The 25,816-nt window shown below is 60.0% G+C and carries 22 protein-coding genes; 9 read left to right on the top strand and 13 right to left on the bottom strand.

The window, feature by feature from the left end:
* Nucleotides 1-128 precede the first annotated feature (128 nt).
* The 9 genes from HCU66_RS08735 to bioB all read right to left on the bottom strand — a co-directional run bounded on the left by HCU66_RS08735 (nt 129) and on the right by bioB (nt 10,589).
* Complete coding sequence (locus HCU66_RS08735; protein ID WP_205888100.1) at nt 129-1,925, bottom strand: acyl-CoA dehydrogenase C-terminal domain-containing protein; 1,797 nt, start codon at nt 1,923-1,925, stop codon at nt 129-131.
* A gap of 87 nt (nt 1,926-2,012) precedes the next feature.
* Nucleotides 2,013-3,305: a GGDEF domain-containing protein gene (locus tag HCU66_RS08730; protein WP_205888099.1), complete on the bottom strand. Its 1,293-nt coding sequence runs from the start codon at nt 3,303-3,305 to the stop codon at nt 2,013-2,015.
* A gap of 238 nt (nt 3,306-3,543) precedes the next feature.
* Entirely contained in the window at nt 3,544-5,349 is a 1,806-nt protein-coding gene (locus tag HCU66_RS08725) for a phenylacyl-CoA dehydrogenase (RefSeq protein ID WP_205888098.1), read from the bottom strand.
* A gap of 277 nt (nt 5,350-5,626) precedes the next feature.
* Complete coding sequence (locus tag HCU66_RS08720; protein WP_205888097.1) at nt 5,627-5,923, bottom strand: pyrroloquinoline quinone biosynthesis protein PqqE; 297 nt, start codon at nt 5,921-5,923, stop codon at nt 5,627-5,629.
* Between the two features lie 105 nt (nt 5,924-6,028).
* Entirely contained in the window at nt 6,029-6,709 is a 681-nt protein-coding gene (gene bioD / locus HCU66_RS08715; protein ID WP_205888096.1) for a dethiobiotin synthase, read from the bottom strand.
* Entirely contained in the window at nt 6,706-7,518 is an 813-nt protein-coding gene (gene bioC, locus HCU66_RS08710) for a malonyl-ACP O-methyltransferase BioC (RefSeq protein WP_205888095.1), read from the bottom strand. The genes bioD and bioC overlap by 4 nt, the downstream gene beginning before the upstream one ends.
* On the bottom strand, nt 7,511-8,242 hold the full coding sequence (locus HCU66_RS08705) for an alpha/beta fold hydrolase (RefSeq protein ID WP_205888094.1): 732 nt from the start codon (nt 8,240-8,242) through the stop codon (nt 7,511-7,513). Before HCU66_RS08705 ends, bioC begins: the two co-directional genes overlap by 8 nt.
* The gene (gene bioF, locus HCU66_RS08700) at nt 8,235-9,413 is read right to left on the bottom strand and encodes an 8-amino-7-oxononanoate synthase (RefSeq protein ID WP_205888093.1); all 1,179 of its coding nucleotides are present in this window, start codon (nt 9,411-9,413) and stop codon (nt 8,235-8,237) included. Before bioF ends, HCU66_RS08705 begins: the two co-directional genes overlap by 8 nt.
* A 120-nt stretch (nt 9,414-9,533) precedes the next feature.
* Nucleotides 9,534-10,589 (bottom strand): biotin synthase BioB, encoded by a 1,056-nt coding sequence (gene bioB / locus HCU66_RS08695; RefSeq protein ID WP_205888092.1) that lies wholly within the window; start codon nt 10,587-10,589, stop codon nt 9,534-9,536.
* 90 nt (nt 10,590-10,679) lie between these two features.
* On the opposite strand from bioB, the gene HCU66_RS08690 reads away from it, so the two are divergent.
* From HCU66_RS08690 to rarD, 5 genes are all read left to right on the top strand, one after another.
* Complete coding sequence (locus tag HCU66_RS08690) at nt 10,680-11,420, top strand: ComF family protein (protein WP_205888091.1); 741 nt, start codon at nt 10,680-10,682, stop codon at nt 11,418-11,420.
* Between the two features lie 63 nt (nt 11,421-11,483).
* Complete coding sequence (locus tag HCU66_RS08685; RefSeq protein ID WP_205888090.1) at nt 11,484-12,248, top strand: TOBE domain-containing protein; 765 nt, start codon at nt 11,484-11,486, stop codon at nt 12,246-12,248.
* A 68-nt stretch (nt 12,249-12,316) separates the two neighbouring features.
* On the top strand, nt 12,317-14,218 hold the full coding sequence (locus HCU66_RS08680; RefSeq protein ID WP_205888089.1) for an alkaline phosphatase PhoX: 1,902 nt from the start codon (nt 12,317-12,319) through the stop codon (nt 14,216-14,218).
* Nucleotides 14,219-14,424: 206 nt separating this feature from the next.
* Nucleotides 14,425-15,399 carry a serine/threonine protein kinase gene (locus HCU66_RS08675; protein WP_205888088.1) on the top strand — a complete coding sequence of 325 codons (975 nt, stop codon included), beginning with the start codon at nt 14,425-14,427 and terminating at the stop codon, nt 15,397-15,399.
* Nucleotides 15,400-15,560: 161 nt separating this feature from the next.
* Complete coding sequence (gene rarD, locus HCU66_RS08670) at nt 15,561-16,448, top strand: EamA family transporter RarD (protein ID WP_205888087.1); 888 nt, start codon at nt 15,561-15,563, stop codon at nt 16,446-16,448.
* A 215-nt stretch (nt 16,449-16,663) separates the two neighbouring features.
* Here rarD and HCU66_RS08665 read toward each other — a convergent pair whose 3' ends face one another.
* On the bottom strand, nt 16,664-17,182 hold the full coding sequence (locus tag HCU66_RS08665; protein WP_007936467.1) for a glycine cleavage system transcriptional repressor: 519 nt from the start codon (nt 17,180-17,182) through the stop codon (nt 16,664-16,666).
* Nucleotides 17,183-17,750: 568 nt separating this feature from the next.
* Between HCU66_RS08665 and HCU66_RS08660 the strand changes: the two genes are divergently transcribed.
* The gene (locus tag HCU66_RS08660) at nt 17,751-19,928 is read left to right on the top strand and encodes a malate synthase G (protein WP_205888086.1); all 2,178 of its coding nucleotides are present in this window, start codon (nt 17,751-17,753) and stop codon (nt 19,926-19,928) included.
* Nucleotides 19,929-20,045: 117 nt separating this feature from the next.
* On the opposite strand, the gene HCU66_RS08655 is transcribed toward HCU66_RS08660, so the two are convergent.
* The gene (locus HCU66_RS08655) at nt 20,046-20,492 is read right to left on the bottom strand and encodes a response regulator (protein ID WP_205888085.1); all 447 of its coding nucleotides are present in this window, start codon (nt 20,490-20,492) and stop codon (nt 20,046-20,048) included.
* A 267-nt stretch (nt 20,493-20,759) separates the two neighbouring features.
* Between HCU66_RS08655 and HCU66_RS08650 the strand changes: the two genes are divergently transcribed.
* The 3 genes from HCU66_RS08650 (at nt 20,760) to HCU66_RS08640 (ending at nt 24,123) form a co-directional block, all read left to right on the top strand.
* Nucleotides 20,760-22,700 (top strand): putative nucleotidyltransferase substrate binding domain-containing protein, encoded by a 1,941-nt coding sequence (locus tag HCU66_RS08650; RefSeq protein WP_205888084.1) that lies wholly within the window; start codon nt 20,760-20,762, stop codon nt 22,698-22,700.
* Nucleotides 22,697-23,404 (top strand): 3'-5' exonuclease, encoded by a 708-nt coding sequence (locus HCU66_RS08645; protein WP_205888083.1) that lies wholly within the window; start codon nt 22,697-22,699, stop codon nt 23,402-23,404. The genes HCU66_RS08650 and HCU66_RS08645 overlap by 4 nt, the downstream gene beginning before the upstream one ends.
* Before the next feature lie 89 nt (nt 23,405-23,493).
* Nucleotides 23,494-24,123, top strand: coding sequence for a glutathione S-transferase (locus HCU66_RS08640; protein WP_205888082.1), 630 nt, complete (start codon nt 23,494-23,496; stop codon nt 24,121-24,123).
* Between the two features lie 44 nt (nt 24,124-24,167).
* Here the strand turns inward: HCU66_RS08640 and HCU66_RS08635 are convergent, their stop codons facing one another.
* Together HCU66_RS08635 and creD are read right to left on the bottom strand one after the other, a co-directional pair.
* Nucleotides 24,168-24,350, bottom strand: coding sequence for a hypothetical protein (locus HCU66_RS08635; RefSeq protein WP_081791021.1), 183 nt, complete (start codon nt 24,348-24,350; stop codon nt 24,168-24,170).
* On the bottom strand, nt 24,347-25,717 hold the full coding sequence (creD, locus tag HCU66_RS08630; protein ID WP_205888081.1) for a cell envelope integrity protein CreD: 1,371 nt from the start codon (nt 25,715-25,717) through the stop codon (nt 24,347-24,349). Before creD ends, HCU66_RS08635 begins: the two co-directional genes overlap by 4 nt.
* Nucleotides 25,718-25,816: the final 99 nt, after the last annotated feature.

Raw genomic sequence — 25,816 nt, 5'->3', positions numbered from 1 at the left:
AGTGTACCTCAACAACTTTTACGACACATAGGGTCAGCCCATGACCGATTTGTTATTTTTAGTCACTGGCTTGTTCTCCATAAATAAGCCCGCAGCAAGGCGGGCTTATTTATGGCTGATTTGAATGATTAGAGTGCAAACAACTCCGCCGGCAGCTTCATCAGACAATCGCTGCCCGCCTCGATGGCCGCCCGATGAGCGGCGGTACGCGGCAACAAACGCTTGAAGTAAAACTCGCTGGTCGCCAGTTTGCTCCGGCAGTAATCGGCATCCCCGCTGCCCGCCTCCAACTGCGCCTGAGCCACCAGCGCCATGCGTAGCCACAAGTAACCGAGGATGATGTAGCCGCTGTACATCAGGTAATCCACCGAGGCGGCGCCGACTTCATCCGGATTTTTCATCGCGGCCATACCGATCCTGGTGGTCAATTCGCCCCACTGCCGATTCAGATCGTTGAGTTGCGCCACATAGCCGCCGAGTTGCGGATGCTCAGCGTTAGCCGCACAGAACTTATGGACGATTTTAGTGAAGCTGCGCAGCAGTTTTCCCTGACTGCCAAGGACTTTGCGCCCAAGCAGATCCAGCGCCTGAATGCCGTTGGTGCCTTCGTAGATCGGCGCGATCCGGCAGTCGCGAACCAATTGCTCCATGCCCCATTCACGAATGAAACCGTGGCCGCCAAACACCTGCATGCCGAGGTTGGTCACCTCCAGCCCGGTGTCGGTCATGAAGGCTTTGCAGATCGGCGTGAGGAACGCCAGCAAATCCTCGGCGTCCTGACGCGCCGTTTCATCCCGGCTCAGATGGGCGACGTCCAGCAATTGTGCGGTGAAGTAAGTCAGCGCCCGGTTGCCTTCGTTGAAGGCCTTCATGGCCAGCAACATTCTGCGCACATCGGGATGAACGATGATCGGGTCGGCGGGTTTTTCCGGGGCTTTCGGGCCGGTCAGCGAGCGCATTTGCAGACGGTCGTTGGCGTACTTGATCGCGCCCTGGAAGCTTGTCTCACCCAGACACAAACCTTGCATACCGGTACCAAGCCGCGCGTGGTTCATCATGGTGAACATGCAGTTCAGGCCCTTGTTCGGTTCACCGATCAAGAAACCCTTGGCGTCGTCGAAATTCAGCACGCAGGTGGCCGAGGCCTTGATGCCCATTTTGTGTTCGATCGAGCCGCAGGAAACGCCATTGCGCTCACCCGCCTCACCCTGCGCATTGGGTAGGAATTTGGGAACGATAAACAGCGAAATGCCTTTGGTTCCCGCTGGCGCGTCCGGCAGTTTGGCCAGTACCAGGTGAATGATGTTGTCACTCATGTCGTGCTCACCGGCGGAGATGAAAATCTTGCTGCCGGAGATCGCGTAACTGCCGTCGGCCTGAGGCACGGCGCGGGTCTTGATGATGCCCAGATCGGTACCGCAATGGGCTTCGGTCAGGCACATGGTGCCGGTCCATTGGCCGGCGGTGAGCTTGCTCAGGTAGGTCTGTTTCTGTTCTTCGGTGCCATGGGCATGGATCGCCGACATCGCACCGTGAGTCAAGCCGGGGTACATGCCCCAGGAGGTATTGCTGGAGCCAACCATTTCGCTGATAACCAGCCCCAAAGAACTTGGCAAACCCTGGCCGCCGTAGGCCGGATCCGCCGCCAGACCATGCCAGCCACCTTCCACGTATTGTGCGAAAGCCTGCTTGAAGCCTGTAGGCGTTGTGACCACGCCGTTGTCGAAATGGCAGCCTTCTTCGTCGCCGCTGCGGTTCAGCGGTGCGAGAACGTTCTCACAGAATTTTGCGCCCTCTTCGAGGATCGCATTGACCATGTCCGGGCTGGCATCGGTGGCTCCCAACGCGGCATAGCTGCTGTGAAAATCGAAGACGTGATCGATCAGAAAGCGCATGTCGCGCAGGGGGGCTTTGTACTCGGGCATAGTGGCTTCTCCGGCAGCAGATGGCTCAAACCTACTGCCGCGCACCATGGCCTCACAATCACAGTCCAGACGCTGAATGCGCCATCATCACTCAACCGCAGTGGCGCCCATGCGCACCGCGCCCCGGCGGTTCTGACCAAAAGCCATTACACAATTTCGCCCCGCGCCCTTGGCGCTGTAGAGCGCCTGGTCCGCAGACTTGAGCACTTCTTCGGGGGTGCGTTGTTCCAGCCGTTCGGCGACGCCGATACTGACGGTGACCGACACACTCGAGGCGCCTGAACCCGCGCGGCGCTGGCGTCCTTGCTGGTCATCCTGGGGACGGCTGTCCTGATTGCGCAGCTGGATGTTGTAGGTAGCGATGGATTCACGGATGACTTCCAGGTGCGGCATGCACTCTTCGAGGGTCTTGCCTGCGAACACCAGGGCAAATTCCTCACCGCCATAACGATATGCCCTACCGCCACCGCTGATTTTCGACAGTTTGCTGGCGACCAGCCGCAACACCTGGTCGCCAACATCGTGGCCGTGGGTGTCATTGAATTTCTTGAAGTGATCGACGTCGCTCATGGCCAGCACATAATTGCGCCCCAGCCGTTGCATGCGTTCATTCAGCGCACGGCGACCCGGCAGGCCGGTGAGTTCGTCGCGGAAAGCCATCTGATAGGCCTCATGGGCCACCGCTGCGGCAATCATCAACATCACCTGGCTGCACATGATATTCAGGGTGAACGGCAGGATGAAGGTTTTCGGCAACATCCAGAACAATCCCCACAGTCCCACCAATTGCGCAGCGTGCAAGGGTCTTGGATTGCGCCAGTATTGCCAGGCCAGCAGCAGGAACGAGGCGATGAATACCGGGTAAGACAACTGAATCAGGCTCATCCATGCACCATGCAGGGCTGGCCAGCGAATTTCCGACAGCCACATCAACAGCGCCTGTGGGTAACTTTGCTCCAGCCCCAATGCCACACTGCCGAACGCCAGCAATACAGCGAAGCGCGCCACCATGTCCTGGAACAGGTGAGTACGCTCTTGCCAGGCGGCGAACAAGCCAAACAGCAATGGCAGCAACAGACAGCACAAATGGAAGACCACAGCGGCGTCTTCACGAACCTTGCCGTTGTCGCGGTAGTAATCGGTCTGGGTGTCGAGCAGGAAGTAGGCGATGTACACCGTGACCATCAGAAACAGCTCACGTTGACGTCGGTAAACCGCGCAATACGCACCGCCGAGCAACAGCACCAGAGTGGGCAGCACGTTGAACAGCGAAGTGAAGAAGACGTTGAGATCCTTGACGTAGGCAGCCGCAAGCCCCGCGAGTAACAACAGCAGCGATGGCAGAAAATGGCTGAAACGTACAGCGGACGAACGCGGCAAGGGTAAAGCTCCGACCCGGCAAACAAAGATGGCATTGTGCCTGCATTTGGAGCAGCTAAGCACGTGCAATGTGACGCACGTCACATTGCAGCCTCTTTAACGGCAGCCATGTCGTTTTTCTTAGCGTTTTGGTCAGGAATATTTACGTTTGCGTCAGGCATATTTACGTTTGCGTCAGGCATAAAAAAAGCCGCTGGTCCCGAGGAAGCAGCGGCTTTGTGAAGAGACTGCGTAGGGCTTAGTAACCCAGTGCGAAGTCTTCTTCTTTCATGTCCATCAGGTTATTGGCGCCCGACAGCATGGTTGCAACGTGAGTGCGGGTACGCGGCAGGATGCGCTGGAAGTAGAAGCGCGCAGTCTGCAGCTTGGCGGTGTAGAACGCCTCTTCGGTGGTACCGGCAGCCAGTTTCTCGGCCGCCAGACGCGCCATGTCGGCCCAGAAGTAGGCCAGGCAGGCGTAACCGGAGTACATCAGGTAGTCCACGGATGCCGCACCGACTTCTTCGCGGTCTTTCATGGCGGCCATACCGACTTTCATGGTCAGCTCGCCCCACTCCTTGTTCAGCGCAGCCAATGGCTCGACGAACTCTTTGACCGCGTCATTGCCCTCATTGCTCTGGCAGAACTTGTGGACGATCTTGGTGAAGCCTTTGAGCGCTTCGCCTTGAGTCATCAGCACTTTACGGCCCAGCAGGTCGAGTGCCTGGATACCGGTGGTGCCTTCGTACAGCATCGAAATGCGGCTGTCGCGAACGTTCTGCTCCATGCCCCACTCGGCGATGAAACCGTGGCCGCCGTAGATCTGCACGCCGTGGTTAGCGGATTCAAAACCGACTTCAGTCATGAAAGCTTTGGCGATCGGGGTCATGAAGGCCAGCAGCGCGTCGGCTTTCTTCTTCTCTTCTTCATCGACGCCGTACTTGACGATGTCGACTTGCTTGGCGGTGAAGTAAACCATCGCGCGGTTGCCTTCGGCAAAGGCCTTCATGGTCAACAGCATGCGACGCACATCAGGGTGAACGATGATCGGGTCAGCGGCTTTGTCCGGCGCTTTCGGGCCAGTCAGGGAGCGCATTTGCAGGCGATCACGAGCGTATTTCAAGCCGCCCTGGAAACCGATCTCGGCGTGCGCCAGACCTTGCAGCGCGGTACCCAGACGTGCGGTGTTCATAAAGGTGAACATGCAGTTCAGGCCTTTGTTCGCCGGACCGATCAGGTAACCGGTGGCCGCGTCGAAGTTCATCACACAGGTGGCGTTACCGTGGATGCCCATCTTGTGTTCCAGGGAACCGCAGCTCACAGCGTTGCGGGTGCCGATCGAGCCGTCTGCGTTCGGCAGGAATTTCGGAACGATAAACAGGGAAATGCCTTTGGTGCCGGCCGGAGCATCCGGCAGACGTGCCAGAACGATGTGGACGATGTTGTCGGCCATGTCGTGTTCGCCGGCGGAGATGAAGATCTTGGTGCCGGACACTTTGTAGGAGCCGTCGGCCTGAGGCTCGGCCTTGGTGCGCAGCATGCCCAGGTCGGTGCCGCAGTGCGGTTCGGTCAGGCACATGGTGCCGGTCCATTCGCCGGAAACCAGTTTGGTCAGGTAAGCCTCTTGCTGCTCAGGCGTGCCGTGTTCGGAAATGGTGTTCATCGCGCCATGGGACAGGCCTGGGTACATGCCCCACGACCAGTTGGCTTCACCCACCATTTCGCTGACCGCCAGCCCCAGAGACTCTGGCAGGCCCTGGCCGCCATGCTCTACGTCGTGAGCCAGGCTTGGCCAGCCACCTTCGACGAATTGCTTGTAGGCTTCTTTGAAGCCGCTCGGGGTTTTAACGCCGGACTCGCTCCAGGTGCAGCCTTCGGTGTCACCCACTCGGTTCAGCGGCGCCAGCACCTGCTCACAAAACTTGGCGCCTTCTTCGAGAATGGCGTCAACCATGTCTGGAGTTGCATCCTGGCAAGCCGGAAGGCTCTGATAGTGCGCTTCGTAGCCGAGCAGTTCGTCACGAACGAAGCGAATATCACGCAAGGGGGCCTTGTAGTCAGGCATAGCGATAAACCTCTGCTGATGTAACCGGGAATGAACGACCGCGTTGATTTGTTGTGACGGTCAAACAGTTGTTTGAAACATACGTTTACGCCCAAATCTTGTCAAGCGCCGATCTTTTGCCGTTCGTCTTCGATCTATGGAAATCTCGGGCACACAGTTGCGCAACGTCGTTGATTGAGCAACACATCATGTAGGAGAGATTAGTTGAGGCAGAAGGACTTACGCAGAAAAACGCCGCGAACAGGCGCGGCGTTGGAGTAGCGGATTCAGTGCGGAATCAGGCGAAGGTATCGATCAGCGTACCGAGCATTTCATCGGAGGCTTTGGCGACTTTGACACCGAGTTCCGCCTGAAACTTGCCCTGGGACATTTCGACCACATTGCTGGCCAGGTCCGATTGCTGGCTGCGGTCTACCGAACGCAGACGATCGACCTGAACCTCGGAAGACTGACTGGTGACCGAACGCTCAATCGTGTTGTTGGCGATCTGCCCCGAAGCCTGATCGACCCGGTTCTGCCCTGTCTGAATAGTGCTCAGACCGGCATAAAAAGCAGTGTTTCCTGAGATTTCCATAGGGGAACTCGTCCGACAAAGGATCAACAGCGGCCATTGAACCAGACACGCCGCCAAAAGGCCCGACAAAAACACTAATGGCACAGTGCCTTGTCATAGCAAAAGCTAGTCCAGCAGATCCAGCTGCAGATGCTCGGCCACCGCGTCGGCTGTCACCGACTTGAGTTTCGGCACTCGCCCCAGGCACGGCGCGGGAATGCGTTCGGCCAGCGTCGCGAGGTTTTCTTCCAGGCGCGAGGTCTTCGGATCGATGATATTGGCCACCCACCCTGCCAGCTGCAATCCATCCCGGGCAATCGCCTCAGCGGTCAGCAGCGCATGGTTGATGCAGCCCAGTCGCACACCGACCACCAGGATCACCGGCAGACCCAGCGCCATCGCCAGGTCCGACAGATTGTCCTGATCTGCCAACGGCACTCGCCAGCCGCCAGCGCCTTCGATCAAGGTGAAGTCCGCCTGCAGATCAAGAATCTGCCGCATCGGCGTCAACAACGATTGCACGGTTAACGCCACACCAGCCTCCCGCGCCGCCAGATGAGGTGCGATCGCTGGCTCGAAGGCAACCGGATTGACCTGATCGTAGGTCAACGGTATCGAACACTCGGCCAGCAGTGCCAGCGCATCGGCGTTGCGCAATCCCTTGGGCGTCAGGTCGCAACCGGAGGCCACCGGCTTGCCCGCCGCCGTGCTCAAACCCGACAATCGCGCGGCATGCAGCAGACCCGCGGCAACGGTGGTCTTGCCGACATCGGTGTCAGTGCCGGCGATGAAATAGGCTGCGCTCATAAGGGTTTCTCCAGCACGGCGTAAACCACTTGATAAGTCGCCGGCAGTCCCTGTGCCTGACGAAACTGCTCGTAAGCCTCGATCAAGCCGAGGATCCGCGCCCTGCCGGTCAAACCACCCGGCCGACCGGGGTTCAGATTGTGTGCCCCGAGTGCCTTGAGCTCATGGGTCAGGCTGCGGACATCAGGGTAGTGCAACACATGTGGACGAGTTTCCAGGCTGACGATCTTCAAGCCACTGCCCGCGCAAAGCTGTTGGTAAACGCCAAACTCGCGGAAGCGGTTGACGTGCACCATGCCGTCCACCTGACGCCAGCTGTCGCGCAATTCGTACAGCGTGCCTACACACAGACTAGCAAACGCGAAAATACCGCCCGGTTTCAGCACCCGATACGCTTCATTGAGCACCGAGGCGAAATCCGCGCACCATTGCACCGCCAGGCTGGAGAAGATCAGGTCGCAAGTCGAATCCTGCAACGGCAAGCGCTCGGCATCACCGGCGATGAAATGTGTAGCCCCGCCCAAGGGACGGGCGTGATTGAGCATGCCTTCCGCAATATCAAGGGCCAACCCGTCACCGACAGGAAAACGCTCACCGAGGGCACGACTGAAATACCCGGTGCCGCAGCCCATATCCAGCCAACGAGCGGGGACAAAATCTTCCGGTAACCGACGTAACAATTCGCTGCCCACGTCGCGCTGCAATTCGGCCACGCTGTCATAACTCGCCGCCGCACGGGAAAAGGACGCCGCCACCTGGCGTTTGTCGGGCAAGCCGCCGGGTAGCTTGGGAAGGGATAAATCAGTCATCGCCGGACTCATGCAAAAAGGCCTGAATCGCCCCCGCCACACCGTGGGGGTCCTCCAGAAGAAACGCGTGGCTGGCCTGTTCAATCAGACCGATTTCGACATCCGGCAGCAGTGCCAGCAAGCCCCCCGCCGCTTCGGCCGGGACCAGCCCGTCAAGGCCGGCGAACAGATGCAATTGCGGGCCGCGAAACGCCTGCAACGCTTGCCGGGTATCCAGTTGTGCGAGCAACTCCAGGCCGCTCATCAGCACCGACGAAGACGTATGCGGCGCGCCAGCGAGCAAGAGCCGCGATATCCCGCGAGGGTCTGCGGCACCTTGGGCGCACAGCAGCGAAAAACGTTTCAACGTCATGCGCGGATCAGCCTTGCAGCCAGCCAGAAACGCATCGAAGGTTTCGCCGGGCATCGCGCTCGACCACTGCTCATGGGCGACAAAAGAAGGATTACTCGCCAGGGTCAACAGACCGCAGCAGCGGTCACCACGCCGCGCCGCCAACTCGGACGCGAGCATACCGCCCAATGACCAGCCACCGAGCCAGGCATCCTGGGGCAGCGTTGAATCCAGCTCATCGAGCCATTCTTCAAGGTCGCTCGATTCCAGTTCCGGCAGTGGTTCAATCTCGACGCGCAGGTGCTCATCCAGACCCTGCAAGGCCGCCGCCAAGGGTTCCAGCGGAGAAATCCCGAGACCCCAGCCTGGCAGCAGAATCAAACGATCACGCATGGCTTGGCTCCGGTCCCAGTTGTTGAAAACAATCGGCCAGTCCATCTAACAATAGCTGCACCTGCGCTTCGCTGTGAGCGGCGGTCAGGGTGACGCGCAAGCGTGCGCTGCCGGCGGGTACGGTCGGTGGACGGATCGCGGTCACCATCAGGCCGCGCTCGCGCAGCATCTGAGACACCCGGACCGCGCGCCCGGCATCGCCAATCATGATCGGCTGGATCGGCGTGAAGCTGTCCATCAACTCCAGGCCAATCTGTTCGGCGCCGTGGCGGAACTGGCGAATCAGTGTCTGCAGATGCTCACGGCGCCAGTGTTCGCTGCGCAACAGCTCCAGGCTTTTGAGCGTTGCGCAGGCCAGCGCCGGCGGTTGGCTGGTGGTGTAGATGTAGGGGCGGGCGAACTGGATCAGGCTTTCGATCAACTCTTCGCTGCCGGCAACGAACGCCCCTGCGGTACCGAATGCCTTGCCGAGGGTGCCGACCAGTACTGGCACGTCTTCCCGGCTCAGACCGAAATGCTCGACGATCCCGCCACCATTGGCGCCCAGCGGACCAAAACCGTGAGCGTCATCGACCATCAGCCAGGCGCCTTTGGCCTTGGCTTCCCGCGCCAGCGCCGGCAGGTCGGCGATGTCGCCGTCCATGCTGAACACGCCGTCGGTGACCACCAGCGTATTGCCAGTGGCCTTTTCAAGGCGCTTGGCCAGACTGGCTGCGTCGTTATGTAAATAACGATTGAAACGCGCACCGGACAGCAGCCCGGCATCCAGCAACGACGCATGATTGAGCCGGTCTTCCAGCACCGTATCGCCCTGCCCGACCAATGCGGTGACCGCGCCGAGGTTGGCCATGTACCCGGTGGTGAACAGCAATGCCCGCGGGCGACCGGTGAACTCGGCGAGGGCTTCTTCCAGTGCATGATGCGGGCTGCTGTGGCCGATCACCAGATGCGAAGCACCACCGCCCACGCCCCAGCGCGACGCGCCGGCGCGCCAGGCTTCAATCACTTGCGGGTGATTGGCCAGGCCCAGGTAATCGTTACTACAGAACGCCAGCAATGGCTGACCATCGACCACCACTTGCGGACCCTGAGGGCTTTCAAGCAGCGGGCGTTGACGGTAAAGGTTTTCGGCACGACGGGCAGCAAGGCGTGCGGCGAGATCGAAAGACATGCAGGCCTCGAAGATCAGAGTGTAGGCGCCGGCTTGCTGGCGATAGCATCACCACGGCCTGTCTGAACGACCGTGGGATGCTATCGCCAGCAAGCCGGCTCCTACAGGGTTTCGCGTGGGTTAAACAGCAGCGTTATAGAACTGCTCGCTGCTCTTCTGCTCCACCAGTGCCTGTTCGATGGCGGCCTGATGCACTTCGTCGGCGTGCTCTTCGCGGGCTTCCGGCAGGATGCCCAGACGCGAGAACAGTTGCATGTCCTTGTCGGCCTGCGGGTTGGCAGTGGTCAGCAGTTTTTCGCCGTAGAAAATCGAGTTGGCGCCGGCCAAGAACGCCAGGGCCTGCATCTGTTCGTTCATGGCTTCGCGGCCGGCGGACAGGCGCACATGGGATTTCGGCATCAGGATGCGTGCGACCGCGAGCATGCGGATGAAGTCGAACGGGTCGACGTCGTCGGCATTTTCCAGCGGCGTACCGGCGACTTTCACCAGCATGTTGATCGGCACCGACTCTGGATGCTCCGGCAGGTTGGCCAACTGGATCAGCAGGTTGGCGCGGTCGTCGAGGGACTCGCCCATGCCGAGAATGCCGCCGGAGCAGATCTTCATCCCCGAATCACGCACGTAGGCCAGGGTTTGCAGGCGCTCGCTGTAAGTACGGGTGGTGATGATGCTGCCGTAGAATTCCGGCGAAGTGTCGAGGTTGTGGTTGTAGTAGTCGAGGCCGGCCTTGGCCAGCGCTTCGGTCTGCTCCTGATCCAGGCGACCGAGGGTCATGCAGGTTTCCAGACCCATGGCCTTCACGCCTTCGACCATCTTCAGCACGTAAGGCATGTCTTTGGCCGACGGATGTTTCCACGCCGCGCCCATGCAGAAACGGGTCGAACCGATGGCCTTGGCGCGAGCAGCCTCTTCGAGGACTTTCTGCACTTCCATCAGTTTTTCTTTTTCCAGGCCCGTGTTGTAGTGGCCGGACTGCGGACAATATTTGCAATCTTCCGGGCAAGCACCGGTTTTGATCGACAGCAGCGTCGAGACCTGCACGCGGTTGGCGTCGAAATGCGCGCGGTGCACCGTCTGCGCCTGGAACAACAGGTCGTTGAATGGCTGAACGAAGAGTGCTTTGACTTCGGCCAAAGACCAGTCATGACGCAGGGTGGCAGTGGTGCTGGCGCTCATGGGCGTTTCCTTGTTTATGCTTGGCAAGCGACTGGGGAATGGAATACCCACAGACGCGACACGGATGTTCGGCATATTTAAGGAAGAGCGATGCGCTGTCAACCACGTTACGTAGGACAGGTTTACATCTGGTTAAACAATAATCAACACTGCTTACTCTGCAGTGAAGCGACCGAAGATACCCGGCCAATCTGTATGGCCTGCGAAACCGACCTGCCCTGGCTGGGCGAGCACTGCCAGACCTGCGCCCTGCCCTTGCCCGCCACGGGCCTGACGTGCGGCCAATGCCTGAAGCAACCGCCCGCCTTCGAGCGAGTTGCCGCGCCCTGGACGTACAGTTTTCCAGTCGACAGTTTGATCACCCGCTTCAAGCACAGCGCCAAGTGGCCGTTTGGCCGCCTGCTCGCCGAACTTCTTGCCCAATTCCTGCAACATCGCTTCGATGAGGATCTGGACCGGCCCTATGCGCTGATACCGGTACCGCTGGCTTCCAAACGTCTGCGCCAGCGGGGTTTCAACCAAGCGGCGATGCTCGCCCGATGGCTGAGCGTCAGCCTCGGGATCCCTTGCGATGAAACGCTGCTGCTGAGGATTCAGGACACCAGTGCACAACAAGCGCTGAATGCCGACGCACGTAAAAAGAACCTGCGCCACGCCTTTGCCCTCGCGCCCGAGGCTTCGGTCAAGGGCCGCCACTTCGCACTGGTGGATGATGTGCTGACCACCGGCGCCACCGCCCAGGCGCTGGCCCGGCTGTTGATGGCAGCGGGCGCGACGCGGGTCGACGTCTACTGCCTGGCCCGTACCCCCAAACCTGGCGACGGGGCCTGACTTGACTCCCGTACGCCAAGCCGCCAACGTCCTCCCCATCGCCATAGCCCAAAGCGTCTTGCCATGTCCTTGCCTACGTTGTTGTCCCAGCACATTGTCCGTCGTCCGCAGCGCATCGCGTTGTTGCAACACATCGCCGAACAGGGCTCGATCACTCGCGCCGCAAAAAGCGCGGGCCTGAGTTACAAGGCCGCGTGGGACGCCATCGACGAGCTGAACAACCTCGCGCAGAAACCGTTGGTGGAGCGCAGCGTCGGTGGCAAGGGCGGCGGTGGCGCCAGACTGTCCAGCGAGGGCGAACGCGTATTGCGTCTGTATCAAAAGTTGCAGGCCTTGCAGGCCCAGGTGCTGGAAGCCGCCGAAGAGGCCAGCGACCTGGACCTGCTTGGGCGCCTGATGCTCAGAACCAGCGCGCGCAATCAACTGCACGGCAAGGTCGTGGCGATCGATGCACAGGGGCGCAACGACCGGATCCGTCTTGAACTGGCCGAAGGCTTGCGTATCGATGCGCAGATCACTCACGACAGCACCCTGCGCCTGGAACTGGAAACCGGCACCGAGGTGGTCGCACTGATCAAGGCCGGTTGGCTGGAACTGCTGGGCATCGATCAAACTCCTACGCCTGGCAACAATTGCCTGAAGGGCACGATCGAAGAAATCCTCGACGCCGAAGACGGTCCCAGCGAAGTGCGCATCGGCCTGCCCAATGGCCAGACACTTTGCGCCCTGGCCGAGCCGCTGCACCTGAAAACCCTCGGGCTTGGCGCTGGTAAACCGGTGCGGGTGCAGTTCGCGCCGTCCAACGTGTTGCTCGGCACACCGCTGTAGGAGCGACTGCAACAAAAGCTTCATCAATCGTCATTAAGGTGGCTGCAAAAACCCGCAGGGAGCCTGATGTGAGCCTATTAGAAGACAACCAACCCACCGACCTCGAAAAGATGGTCGGCCTCAGCCGTCGTGGCTTCATCAGCGCCGGCGCCCTCTGCGGTGCGGCGATGTTTCTCGGTGGCAACCTGCTGAGTCGCAGCGTGCTGGCCGCCAGTGTCAGCGCCGGCTCCAGCAAACTGTTGGGCTTTGACAGCATCGCCGCCGCCACGACCGACACCATCACCCTGCCGCCCGGATACAAATCCTCGGTGCTGATCAGTTGGGGCCAACCACTGCAAAAGAATGGCCCGGCGTTCGACCCGAGCGGCAACGGCACGGCCCAGGCGCAGGAAGTCCAGTTCGGCGACAACAACGACGGCATGAGCCTGTTCGAATTCCCCGGTGACAAAGACCGGGCGCTGATGGCGATCAACAACGAATACACCAATTACCGCTACCTCTACCCCCACGGCGGTATGCCGCAATCGGCAGAAGAAGTGCGCAAGGCCCTGGCCTGCGAAGGCGTGTCGGTGATCGAAGTGCAGCGCAAGAATGGCCAGTGGCAGTTCGTCCAGGGCTCTCGCTACAACCGCCGCATTCACGGCAACGCGCCGATCAGCTTGAGCGGTCCGGCCGCCGGTCACGAGCTGATGAAAACCAGCGCCGACAAACACGGCAGGAACGTCCTCGGCACCTTCCAGAACTGCGCCAACGGCAAAACGCCGTGGGGCACGTATCTGACCTGCGAAGAGAACTTCACCGACTGCTTCGGCAGCAGCAATGCCGAGCAAAAATTCGACGCCGCGCAGAAACGCTACGGCGCCGTGGCGGCCAGCAAAGACATCAACTGGCATCAACACGACCCGCGCTTCGACCTGGCGAAGAACCCCAACGAACTCAACCGTCACGGCTGGGTGGTGGAAATCGACCCGTTCGACCCGCAGTCGACCCCGGTCAAACGCACCGCGCTGGGCCGTTTCAAACATGAAAACGCTGCCCTGTCCGAAACCAACGACGGTCGCGCCGTGGTGTACATGGGCGACGACGAGCGCGGCGAGTTCATCTATAAATTCGTCAGCCGCGACAAGATCAACCACAAAAACCCCAAGGCCAACCGCGATCTGCTGGACCACGGCACCTTGTACGTGGCGCGTTTCGACGCGGGCGACGGCAATGCCGATCACCCCAAAGGCCAGGGCCAGTGGATCGAACTGACCCACGGCAAGAACGGCATCGACGCCAGCAGCGGTTTTGCCGATCAGGCCCAAGTGCTGATTCATGCACGCCTCGCCGCCAGTGTGGTGAACGCCACGCGCATGGACCGCCCGGAATGGATCGTCGTCAGCCCCAAGGACGGCCAGGTTTATTGCACCCTGACCAACAACGCCAAGCGCGGCGAAGAAGGCCAACCGGTGGGCGGCCCGAACCCGCGCGCGAAGAACGTCTACGGGCAAATCCTGCGCTGGCGCACCGACCGCGACGATCACGGCTCGAATAGCTTTGCCTGGGACCTGTTTGTGGTCGCCGGCAACCCGGGCGTCCACGCTGGCACGCCGAAGGCTGGTTCGTCGAACATCACCCCGCAGAACATGTTCAATAGCCCGGATGGCTTGGGCTTCGACAAGGACGGGCGCTTGTGGATTCTCACCGATGGCGACTCGAGCAACGCGGGCGACTTCGCGGGCATGGGCAATAACCAGATGCTCTGTGCCGACCCGGTGACCGGCGAGATCCGTCGTTTCATGGTCGGGCCGGTGGGCTGTGAGGTGACGGGGATCAGCTTCTCGCCGGATCAGAAGACCTTGTTTGTCGGGATTCAGCATCCGGGGGAAAACGGCGGGTCGACGTTCCCTGAGCATCTGCCCAATGGCAAGCCGCGGTCTTCGGTGATGGCAATTACCCGTGAGGATGGCGGGATCGTCGGCGCCTGATAAACGCCCCCCCATGATCGTTCCCACGCTCTGCGTGGGAATGCCTCACCGGACGCTCCGCGTCCGATTTTGGGACGCAGAGCGTCCCGGGCTGCATTCCCACGCAGAGCGTGGGAACGATCCCATGGGAACGATCCCCTAAAGAAGCCCCGTCTGCGCTACCATGTTTGGCCGGACGCGGCAGCCTGCCGCGCGCAGGAGTCAGCATGGCCCACCCGTTTGAAACCCTCACCCCAGACCTCGTGCTCGATGCCGTCGAAAGCATCGGATTTCTCAGTGACGCGCGCATTCTGGCGCTCAACAGCTACGAGAACCGTGTCTATCAGGTCGGCATCGAAGACTCCGAGCCGCTGATCGCCAAGTTTTACCGTCCGCAGCGCTGGACCAACGAAGCGATTCTCGAAGAGCACCAATTCACCTTCGAGCTCGCCGAGTGCGATATACCGGTGGTCGCGCCGCTGATCCACAACGATGAAAGCCTGCACGAACACGCCGGATTCCGTTTCACCCTGTTCCCCCGCCGTGGCGGCCGCGCACCGGAGCCGGGCAATCTTGATCAGCTGTATCGACTGGGCCAATTGCTGGGGCGTCTGCATGCCGTTGGCGCTACCCGACCGTTCGAACACCGTGAAGCGTTGGGGGTGAAGAATTTTGGGCACGACTCGCTGACGACTTTGCTCGAGGGCAATTTCATTCCCCGCAGTCTGTTGCCAGCCTACGAATCCGTGGCCCGCGACTTGCTCAAGCGCGTGGAAGAGGTCTACCAGGCCACTCCACACCAGAACATCCGCATGCACGGCGATTGCCACCCCGGCAACATGATGTGCCGCGACGAAATGTTCCACATCGTCGACCTCGACGACTGCCGCATGGGCCCGGCGGTGCAGGATATCTGGATGATGCTGGCGGGAAACCGTCAGGAATGTCTGGGGCAGCTGTCGGAATTGATGGATGGCTACAGTGAGTTCCACGACTTCGACCCGCGGGAGCTGGCCTTGATCGAACCGCTGCGCGCCTTGCGCCTGATGCATTACAGCGCCTGGCTCGCCCGCCGCTGGGACGACCCGGCCTTCCCCCGCAGCTTTCCGTGGTTCGGCACCGAGCGCTATTGGGGCGATCAAGTGCTGGCGTTGCGGGAGCAATTGGCGGCGTTGAATGAAGAGCCATTAAAACTCTTCTAAGCACCGCGCCCCCCGTAGGAGCGAGGCTTGCCCGCGAAAAGATCGATGCGGTCTACCCGGCAAACGGCGTAAAGGTTCTTCGCGGGCAAGCCTCGCTCCTACAAAAGTCATGACACATCTATACAATCCCCTCTTTGTTAGCTGCCTAAGCAAGGATTCTCATGCAAGCCGCCAACCTGCGTCGCGGGTACATCCTGGGCCTGAGTGCCTACATCATCTGGGGACTATTCCCACTCTACTTCAAAGCCATCGCCAGCGTGCCCGCCGTGGAAATCATCATCCACCGAGTGCTTTGGTCCGCGCTGTTCGGCGCCTTGCTGCTGCTCGTCTGGAAGCATCCTGGCTGGTTACGCGAGCTGCGTGAGAACCCGCGACGGCTAGCGATCCTGGCCCTGAGTGGAACGCTGATCGCGGCCAACTGGCTGACCTATGTCTGGTCGGTGAACAATGGACGCATGCTCGAAGCCAGCCTCGGTTACTACATCAATCCGCTGGTAAACGTGCTGTTGGGGATGCTGATCCTCGGCGAACGACTAAGGCGCATGCAGTGGATCGCGGTTGGCCTGGCAGCGGTCGGTGTCGCGCAACAAGTGTGGCAAGTCGGCAGTCTGCCGTGGGTGTCCCTGGTGCTGGCATTGACCTTCGGCTTCTATGGCCTGATCCGCAAGCAGGCGCCAGTCAAGGCGCTGCCGGGGCTGGTGGTGGAAACCTGGATGCTGGTGCCGATTGCTGTCGCCTGGCTGCTATTCAACCCGGCGGCGACCAGCGCGCAAGCCGCATTCTGGACCAGCTCCGAAGCCTGGTGGCTGGTGGCGGCAGGTCCAGTGACGCTGGTGCCGCTGGTGTGTTTCAACGCCGCCGCCCGGCATTTGCCCTACACCACCCTCGGATTTCTCCAGTACCTGGCGCCGACGCTGGTGCTGTTGCAAGCCGTTCTGTTGTTTGGCGAACACTTGTCGTCCAGCACGCTGGTGGCGTTTATCTTCATCTGGGCAGGTTTGGCGGTTTACAGCGTCGATGCGTGGATAAGTCTGCGCCGCCGCAGCTGATCAGAAAACATACAAACCTCTACAGGCCACGTCTCCCGTGGCCTGCATCCATCCTTCCCAAGGTTATCCACAGCGTGATCCCCGGCGTTTGTGCGCAAGTCACTGAAACTGCTGGTTTTTTGATCAGATCCTGAAAAGCCCCGGCCGACGTGGCCTGGCGGGCTGTCTCTACAGGTTATCCACAGGCAGGTGCACGTATAACTTGGATAACCTTCTCAAGGTTCGCTGCGCAGCACCAATTCGACCATCAGATCGTCCGCCAGGGTTTCCAGGCGCGATTGCAGCACCTCCAAAGACAACGTCAGGGGCACCGCGAGAATCGCCTCGGCATGGAACAGCGGCTCGCTGCTCATCGGTGCCGGACGCACTTCGGTCACCAGCCGCTCCAGGCTCACCCCTTGCTCGCTTAACAGACGCGTAATGTCTCGCACAATGCCCGGACGATCATTGCCCACCAGCTCCATGGCGATCGGCTTCCAGGTGCAGGATTGCTCGATGCTGCTTTCGGCAATCATCACGCGAATGCCTTGGGTCGACAGTCCCTGCAGGGCGTCTACCAGTTCATCGTAAGCCTCGGCCGGCACACCCACCCGAAGAATCCCGGCGAACTGCCCGGCCATCCGCGACATGCGGCTCTCCAGCCAGTTGCCGCCATGTTCGGCAATGCATTGGGCAATACGCTCGACCTGTCCGGGCTTGTCCGGGGCGAATACCGTGAGTACGAGATGGTCCATGGCGCAGCCCTCTTGTCATGACTTTTGTTATGGAAAGGCAAGTATAGGCAAGGGTGGGGCGGGCGCCGTGGCAGGTCCGAATTCGATGCCGTATCGACTGGCCTCTTCGCGGGCAAGCCCGCTCCTACAAGATTGCGCATACCCCTGTCGGAGAGGGCTTGCCCGCGATGGAGTCGCCGCCGACAAACCCGCCGAACACAAATCGTGTACAAGTTTTTAGATTTAACTGGAACAATTCAATAGTTTTTTGAGAACATCCCGTGCCCCGCCGTGACTGCAATGCGTCATGGGGTCGCAGAACGACGTAATTAGTCTAATTTTCACAACCGCAATTCATCATGTAGTATGCCGCAGCGCGCACTACATAACGTTGGATCGATGTCTGCCGCAGGCACACTCGCAACCCTCAAAGCCCCGTCAGCAAGGCCGCAACGCCGTTGATCGGACCGAACCCAGCCGCCAGCAATGGCATGTACTGGTAGAGGGGTTTGTGGTTTAAATGGCCAGAGGCTTCATTGTTAAATTGAAGAGCTGAAAAGCGAAATAGCTGAGCAGAGTGAGGCAAGCAATGACTGAACACGTTCAAGTCGGTGGCCTGCAGGTCGCCAAAGTCCTGTTCGACTTCGTGAACAACGAAGCCATTCCCGGTACCGGCCTCACCGCCGACACGTTCTGGGCCGGCGCCGACAAGGTCATCCATGACCTGGCGCCGAAGAACAAAGCCCTACTCGCCAAACGCGATGATTTCCAGGCACGCATCGATGCCTGGCACCAGGCTCGTGCAGGTGTTGCGCACGATGCGGTGGCCTACAAAGCCTTCCTGCAAGACATCGGTTATCTGCTGCCAGAAGCGGCCGATTTCCAGGCTACGACACAAAACGTCGATGACGAAATTGCTCGCATGGCCGGTCCACAATTGGTGGTGCCGGTGATGAACGCGCGCTTCGCGCTCAATGCCTCGAACGCCCGCTGGGGTTCGCTGTATGACGCGCTCTACGGCACCGACGCCATCAGCGAAGCGGATGGCGCGGAAAAAGGCAAAGGCTACAACAAGGTTCGCGGCGACAAGGTCATCGCCTTCGCCCGCGCCTTCCTCGACGAAGCCGCGCCCTTGGCTGCCGGCTCCCACGTCGACTCCACTGGCTACAAAATCATTGATGGCAAACTGGTCGTCGCCCTCAAGGGCGGCAGTAATACCGGCCTGCGCCACGATGCCCAACTAATCGGTTTCCAAGGCGACGCAGCTGCACCGACCGCAATCCTGCTGAAGAACAACGGCCTGCACTTCGAGATCCAGATCGATGCCAGCACCCCGGTCGGCCAGACCGACGCGGCCGGTGTCAAAGACATCCTGATGGAAGCCGCGCTGACCACCATCATGGACTGCGAAGACTCGGTTGCCGCGGTCGATGCCGATGACAAAGTGGTGATCTACCGCAACTGGCTCGGCCTGATGAAGGGCGATCTGTCGGAAGAAGTCTCCAAGGGCGGTCAGACCTTTACCCGCACCATGAACGCCGACCGCACTTATACCGCTCTCGATGGCAGCGAACTGAGCTTGCACGGTCGCTCGCTGTTGTTCGTGCGCAACGTCGGTCACCTGATGACCATCGACGCGATCCTCGATAAAGACGGCAACGAAGTGCCGGAAGGTATCCTCGATGGCCTGGTGACGTGCCTCGCGGCGATCCACAGCCTCAACGGCAATAGCTCGCGCAAGAACAGCCGCACTGGCTCGGTCTATATCGTGAAGCCAAAGATGCACGGCCCGGAAGAAGCGGCGTTCACCAACGAGCTGTTCGGTCGCATCGAAGACGTCCTCGACTTGCCGCGTAACACGCTCAAGGTCGGGATCATGGACGAGGAGCGCCGTACCACGGTCAACCTCAAGGCCTGCATCAAGGCTGCCGCCGAACGCGTGGTGTTCATCAACACTGGCTTCCTCGACCGCACGGGCGACGAAATCCACACCTCCATGGAAGCCGGCCCGATGGTGCGCAAGGCCGACATGAAGGCTGAAAAATGGATCAGCGCCTACGAGAACTGGAACGTCGACATCGGCCTGAGCACTGGCCTGCAAGGTCGTGCCCAGATCGGTAAAGGCATGTGGGCCATGCCGGACCTGATGGCAGCGATGCTCGAACAGAAAATCGCTCACCCGATGGCCGGCGCCAACACTGCCTGGGTTCCATCGCCGACGGCGGCTGCGCTGCACGCGCTGCATTACCACAAGGTCGACGTGTTCGCCCGCCAGGCCGAACTGGCCAAACGTGCTCGCGCTTCGGTGGACGACATCCTGACCATCCCGTTGGCCGTCAACCCAGACTGGACCACGGAGCAGATCAAGAACGAACTGGACAACAACGCTCAGGGCATTCTTGGCTACGTGGTGCGCTGGATCGACCAGGGCGTGGGTTGTTCGAAAGTGCCGGATATCAATGATGTCGGCCTGATGGAAGACCGTGCGACGCTGCGTATTTCCAGCCAGCACATCGCCAACTGGCTGCGCCACGGCATCGTCACTGAAGATCAGGTGATGGAAAGCCTCAAGCGCATGGCACCGGTGGTTGATCGTCAGAACGCCAACGACCCGCTGTACCGTCCGCTGGCACCGAACTTCGACAGCAACATCGCCTTCCAGGCGGCGGTCGAACTGGTGGTCGAAGGCACCAAACAGCCGAACGGCTACACCGAGCCGGTGCTGCACCGTCGTCGTCGCGAGTTCAAGGCTGCCAATGGCCTTTGAATAAACGCTGACGCCGAAACATGAAAAAGCCCTGATCGAGAGATCAGGGCTTTTTCATTTGAAGCAGGATGTTGATCGTTCCCACGCAGAGCATGGGAACGATCATCTTTTAGCGATTCACACATCCATCCCCAGCTCATGCTTGACCAATTCAAGCAGTTTGCCGCTATCGATAGGCTTGAGCAGAAAGTCCACCACGTGCAAGTGCATGGCTTCGATCGCATCCTTCACGTCGGCGTCGCCGGAAACGATGATGATCGGCAACGCCGCACGCGCCGACTCCCGCACCTGACGGATCAAGTCCAGGCCATCGACGTGCCCCATCCGCAGGTCGGTAATCACCAACCCGATCGATGGCTTCTCCTCCAGCATCTTGAGTGCGGTTTCACCACTGGCCGCCGTCATGCAGTGAATGCCGTCCAGTCCCAGAATTTCCGACAGCAAATCCCTGGAGTCCTTATCGTCATCGACGACCAGCACCCGCTGCGGCGGCAAGTCTGGTTCCAGCATGACGGCACTGAGCGCTTCGCGCTCGGCATCACTCAAAATATCGTGGTCGGACATGGCTTTCTCAACGTTTTCGATTGGATCCCCTGGCACAGTGGTCAGACATCGCTCAGTAAAGCTTCAATGTGCACTTCGTCGGAAAGTATTCCAATAGACACTGTAGGAGGTTTTTCCCACAGTTGTGTCAGACACTTCCCATATTTTGGCCGCTTCACTGCCTACCTAGACTTACGTCCAATGGGCACCCTGCCCGTAGGGGTCGACCATGTCCTGGAACGATCTGACACAACGATCCGACACAACAATCAGAAAAAGACTGCGGTAATGGTTATGAGTAAAGCGGACGCCTTCACCCAGGCAGGGAAAACCGCGGTATTGCAAAATATCCAGGGCACTTTGCAATTCCTTCAGCGTTTCCCGCCATTCAATCAGATGGAAAACGCCCACTTGGCCTATCTGGTCGAGCAATGTCAGCTGCGTTTTTATGCCCCCGGCGAAAGCATCATCAAACCCGCCGATGGCCCGATCGAGCATTTCTATATCGTCAAACAAGGTCGGGTTGTCGGCGAACGTCCGCACACGGCCAAAGGTGGGACCGAAACCACCTTCGAAATCACCACCGGCGAATGTTTCCCCCTCGCCGCGCTACTGGGAGAGCGGGCAACCCGTACCGAACATCTGGCGGCCGAAGATACCTTTTGCCTGCAGCTGAACAAGCTGGCGTTCATCAAACTGTTCGCACTGTCCAACCCGTTTCGCGACTTTGCCCTGCGTGGTGTCAGCAGTTTGCTGGATCAGGTCAACCAGCAAGTCCAGCAAAAAGCCGTGGAAACCCTCGGCACCCAGTACTCGCTCAATACCCGATTGGGCGAACTGGCCATGCGTCACCCGGTGACTTGCAGCCCGATCACCCCGCTACGTGAAGCCGTGACGCTGATGCACGATCAGCAAGTCGGCAGCATTGTGGTGGTCAATGAGCAAAAGGCGCCGCTGGGCATTTTCACCCTGCGCGACTTGCGGCATGTGGTGGCCAACGGCACCAATGATTTCAATGAATCCATCGAACGGCACATGACCCGGGCGCCGTTTTTCCTGACGCCGGACCATAGCGCCTTCGACGCAGCAATCGCCATGACCGAGCGACACATCGCCCACGTCTGTCTGGTCAAGGATCAGCGCCTGTGCGGCGTGGTCTCGGAACGCGACCTGTTTTCCTTGCAAAGGGTCGATCTGGTGCACCTGGCGCGGACCATTCGCAGTGCCCAGCGGGTGGAAAACCTGGTGGCGATTCGCGGCGAGATCGGCCAATTGGTGGAGCGGATGCTGGCCCACGGCGCATCCTCGACGCAGATCACCCACATCATCACCCTGCTCAACGACCACACCGTGTGCCGGGTGATCGAACTGGCCCTCGCGGAGAAAGGCGACCCCGGCGTGCCGTTCAGTTGGCTGTGCTTCGGCAGCGAAGGCCGCCGCGAACAAACGCTGCACACCGATCAGGACAACGGCATTCTGTTCGAAGCTCGCGATGCGGCTCACGCCGCCGAGATTCGCGGCAAGTTGCTGCCCATCGCCCAGCAGGTCAATCAGAGCCTGGCGCTGTGCGGCTTTACCTTGTGCAAAGGCAACATCATGGCCGGCAACCCCGAGCTGTGTTTGTCCCGGATCGAGTGGGCACGACGCTTTGCGGCGTTTATCCGCGAGGCGACACCGGAAAACCTGCTGGGGTCGAGTATCTATTTCGATCTGCGCGTGGTCTGGGGCGACGAGCGAGGCTGTGAGCAGTTGCGCCGTGGCATTCTCGATCAGGTCGGCGACAACCGGTTGTTCCAGCGCATGATGGCCGAGAACGCCCTGCGCAATCGCCCGCCTGTAGGGCGTTTCCGCGAATTTGTGCTGGCGCGCAAGAATGGCGAGAAAGCCACCCTCGACTTGAAACTCCAGGGCCTGACCCCCTTCGTCGACGGTGCTCGAGTGCTGGCCCTGGCCCACGGCATCGACGCCAACAATACCCTGGAGCGCTTTCGCCAATTGGTGGAAAAAGAGGTCATCGAACAGCTGGACGGCGCGGCCTATGAAGAGGCGTATCACTTCATCCAGCAAACCCGCATGCAGCAACATCAGCTACAGACCCGGGAGAACTTGCCCTACTCCAACCGGGTCGATCCCGACAGCCTCAATCATCTGGACCGACGGATCCTGCGTGAATCCCTGCGCCAGGCTCAACGCCTGCAAAGCAGCCTGACCCTGCGGTATCAGCTATGAGCCTGTTTTCATGGCTGCGCCCGGCCAGTCCCGTTTTGCCCGGCGAACTGCAACACCGTCTGGAGCGCTTGCCTGCCGTTGCCGAGCTTCGCGACTGCAGCCTGCGCGAGCAACGCTGGGTGGTACTGGACCTGGAAACCACCGGGCTGAACCTGAACAAGGACCGGCTGCTGTCCATCGGCGCGGTGGTCATCGAGGACGGGGCGATCGATTTCAGCCAGCAGTTCGAACGTACGCTGCAATGCACCGAACTCAAACTCGGCCCCAGCGTGTTGATTCATGGGCTGGGCCCCAGCGCCATTGCCGCCGGCAGCGACCCCGCGCAGGCCTTGCTCGAGTTCATGGAGTTTGTCGGCGACAGTCCGGTGCTGGCCTTTCATGCGCCGTTCGACCAGCACATGCTCGGGCGCGCGCTGAAGGAACATCTGGGCTACAAGCTGCAGCATCCGTTTCTGGACGTGGCAGACATCGCGCCGCTGCTTTGTCCTCAGGCGCACTTTCGCGAGGCCGGGCTGGATGAGTGGATTGACTGGTTCAAACTGGAAGTCTTCGAGCGGCATAACGCCAGTGCCGACGCGTTGGCGACAGCGGAACTGATGCTGATTCTGTTCAGCCGAGCGCGGCAGCAGCAGATTCATAGCCCGTTGAATCTGCAACAGCGGCTGAGTCAGTGGAAGCGGCGGCGGCAGGCGCCGTCCTTTTAAATCTGCGGCGCCTGTTCTGACGCTTTCGCGAGCAAGCTCGCTCCTACACGCGCTATGCTGCCGACACTGCCCACGATCGAGATCCTGCCATGTCCGCCCCCAGCATGACCTTGTTCCACAACCCCGCGTCGCCCTTCGTTCGCAAAGTCATGGTGCTGCTGCACGAGACCGGTCAAACGAACCGCGTGGCGCTGCAAGCCAGCCAGCTCACGCCGGTCAGCCCGGATCCGGCCCTCAACCAAGACAACCCACTGGGCAAGATTCCGGCCCTGCGCCTGGCCGACGGCAATGTGTTGTACGACAGCCGGGTGATCCTCGACTACCTCGATCACCAGCACGTCGGCAACCCGCTGATTCCCCGTGAAGGCTCGGCGCGCTGGCGACGCTTGACCCTGGCCTCTCTGGCAGACGGGATCATGGATGCCGCGGTGATGATTCGCTATGAAGTGGCCCTGCGCACCCCGGAAAAACACTGGGACGAGTGGCTCGACGGTCAGCGCGACAAGATTCGTCGCGCCCTGGCGCTGCTGGAGGCCGACGCGATTGCCGAGCTGACCAGCCATTTCGATGTGGCGGCGATCAGTGTGGCCTGTGCCTTGGGTTATCTGGACTTGCGCCATCCGGATCTGGAATGGCGCACGGAAAATCCGAAGCTGGCCGAGTGGTATTTCGAAGTGAGTCAGCGGCCTTCGATGATTGCGACGATGCCCAAGGCTTAAATCTTCGCTGGCTGTACCGGCCTATTCGCGGGCAAGCCTCGCTCCTACAGGTTGAAGTGATCCGTAGGAGCGAGGCTTGCCCGCGAACGAACCACTGGAGATCTATTGTGGGAACGAGCCTGCTCGCGTTGGCGCCACACCGGACCCAACGGAAACAACCCGGCAATCCGCGTCGCCAACACCTCACCCACACGCTGATCTTCGCGCAACCCCAACCACCGGCTCATTCCACAGCACCGATATCAAAATCCAAAGGCTTCGCGGTTTTCTGCCCGATCCCGTACCAGTCCAACTTGCGGGTCAGCACCATGAACACCCCCAGCAGACCGAACAACAGTAGCGAACCCATCAACAGCGCGTAATCCTCGGCACTCAACAAGCCGTAGAGCAAGCCATACAACGCCGCCAACCCCGCAGAAAAACTTAACCCGTGGCGCACGCTGCGCAGCACATGGCAGACATAGAAACCGATCAACGCCACGCAGCCACTCGCCGACAGCAGATACGCCAGGGCAAAGCCGATGTGCTCGGACAGCGACAACAGCAACAGGTAGAAGAACGCCAGCGCCACGCCCACCAAGGCGTATTGCACCGGATGTACCGCCAGGCTTTTCAACACTTCGAAGAGGAAGAAACCGGCGAAGGTCAGGACGATGAACAGCAACGCGTATTTGATGGCCCGGTCGCTTTTCAGGTACTGGTCCACCGGGTCGATGAAACTCACGCCGAAGCTGCGACCGCTGAACGCCTCGCAATGGCCACCCGACACACAACTGTTCAACGCCTCTTGCAGGTTGGTGGAGAAAAATGAGGTCTGCCAATTGGCGGTGAAGCCCTGATCGGTGATTTCACGCTGGGCCGGCAGGTAATTGCCGATGAAGCTGGGGTGAGGCCAATTGGCGGTCAGTGACACCTTGCTGGTCTTGCCCACCGGCAGCACCTGCAACTGACCGGTGCCTTGCAGACGCAAGTCGAAAGCGAATGCCAGTTCCGTGGTCTGTCTAGTGTCCAGCGCCGGCAGCGTCACGTGCACCCCCTCGCCCAACCAACCCACCTGGCTACCCGGTACAAAATCCAGTTTCTGGCCATTGAGCTCGAGTTTCAGCGCATTCTCGATGCCGCGAATGTCGCTGATGCCGACGGCCAGGAACGGTTGATCGAAGCGGTAATCGGCGAAGTCTTCCTTGATGCCCAGTTGTGCCGGAACCGAGAACTGTCCGCTGATGCGGTTATCGACGTGAAACAGCCGCGCCTCGTAGATGCCCCGGGCGCGCAGTTCGGTCTGGACCTGGCCGTCCAGTTCAAAGTGTTCCGGCAGGAAATACAAACGGCCACGCTCTTCGCCGACCTCCTGATAACGCTCGTTGGTCTTGTTGTTGGTTTTCCAGGTGCGCACCGTTTTTCGATAGGGCACCACCATCAGCGGGCCGCTCAATTGCTGGCTGTAGCTGGAACTGCGGGCGATGTCTTCGAGCACGCCGTCGCGCAGTTGCTGGCGCTCCTGGATCACGCCGTTGATCATCAACAACGGGATCAGCAGCAACAGAATCAAAAGGGCAATCGCCCCGAGTTTTAGGGTCAGGCTACGGTTCATGGGGACTCTCCCTGTTTGGATGGGGAGAGTCTGGAATCGGTGTGTGGGAGATTTATGGGGCGAATATGGAGAATGTGTGGAGTTTGCGCTCGGCGTAGG

The sequence above is a fragment of the Pseudomonas frederiksbergensis genome (assembly GCF_017114915.1).
Taxonomy (GTDB): domain Bacteria; phylum Pseudomonadota; class Gammaproteobacteria; order Pseudomonadales; family Pseudomonadaceae; genus Aquipseudomonas; species Aquipseudomonas frederiksbergensis_I.
This window is presented reverse-complemented; position numbering and strand designations above follow the sequence as displayed.

Coding starts and splice junctions, on each gene's coding strand:
- HCU66_RS08735 (WP_205888100.1), bottom strand. CDS start 1,925: ATGCCCGAGTACAAAGCCCCCCTGCGCGACATGCGCTTTCTGATCGAT.
- HCU66_RS08725 (WP_205888098.1), bottom strand. CDS start 5,349: ATGCCTGACTACAAGGCCCCCTTGCGTGATATTCGCTTCGTTCGTGAC.
- HCU66_RS08720 (WP_205888097.1), bottom strand. CDS start 5,923: ATGGAAATCTCAGGAAACACTGCTTTTTATGCCGGTCTGAGCACTATT.
- bioD (WP_205888096.1), bottom strand. CDS start 6,709: ATGAGCGCAGCCTATTTCATCGCCGGCACTGACACCGATGTCGGCAAG.
- bioC (WP_205888095.1), bottom strand. CDS start 7,518: ATGACTGATTTATCCCTTCCCAAGCTACCCGGCGGCTTGCCCGACAAA.
- HCU66_RS08705 (WP_205888094.1), bottom strand. CDS start 8,242: ATGCGTGATCGTTTGATTCTGCTGCCAGGCTGGGGTCTCGGGATTTCT.
- bioF (WP_205888093.1), bottom strand. CDS start 9,413: ATGTCTTTCGATCTCGCCGCACGCCTTGCTGCCCGTCGTGCCGAAAAC.
- bioB (WP_205888092.1), bottom strand. CDS start 10,589: ATGAGCGCCAGCACCACTGCCACCCTGCGTCATGACTGGTCTTTGGCC.
- HCU66_RS08690 (WP_205888091.1), top strand. CDS start 10,680: ATGCGCTGTCAACCACGTTACGTAGGACAGGTTTACATCTGGTTAAAC.
- HCU66_RS08685 (WP_205888090.1), top strand. CDS start 11,484: ATGTCCTTGCCTACGTTGTTGTCCCAGCACATTGTCCGTCGTCCGCAG.
- HCU66_RS08675 (WP_205888088.1), top strand. CDS start 14,425: ATGGCCCACCCGTTTGAAACCCTCACCCCAGACCTCGTGCTCGATGCC.
- rarD (WP_205888087.1), top strand. CDS start 15,561: ATGCAAGCCGCCAACCTGCGTCGCGGGTACATCCTGGGCCTGAGTGCC.
- HCU66_RS08665 (WP_007936467.1), bottom strand. CDS start 17,182: ATGGACCATCTCGTACTCACGGTATTCGCCCCGGACAAGCCCGGACAG.
- HCU66_RS08660 (WP_205888086.1), top strand. CDS start 17,751: ATGACTGAACACGTTCAAGTCGGTGGCCTGCAGGTCGCCAAAGTCCTG.
- HCU66_RS08655 (WP_205888085.1), bottom strand. CDS start 20,492: ATGTCCGACCACGATATTTTGAGTGATGCCGAGCGCGAAGCGCTCAGT.
- HCU66_RS08650 (WP_205888084.1), top strand. CDS start 20,760: ATGGTTATGAGTAAAGCGGACGCCTTCACCCAGGCAGGGAAAACCGCG.
- HCU66_RS08645 (WP_205888083.1), top strand. CDS start 22,697: ATGAGCCTGTTTTCATGGCTGCGCCCGGCCAGTCCCGTTTTGCCCGGC.
- HCU66_RS08640 (WP_205888082.1), top strand. CDS start 23,494: ATGTCCGCCCCCAGCATGACCTTGTTCCACAACCCCGCGTCGCCCTTC.
- HCU66_RS08635 (WP_081791021.1), bottom strand. CDS start 24,350: ATGAGCCGGTGGTTGGGGTTGCGCGAAGATCAGCGTGTGGGTGAGGTG.
- creD (WP_205888081.1), bottom strand. CDS start 25,717: ATGAACCGTAGCCTGACCCTAAAACTCGGGGCGATTGCCCTTTTGATT.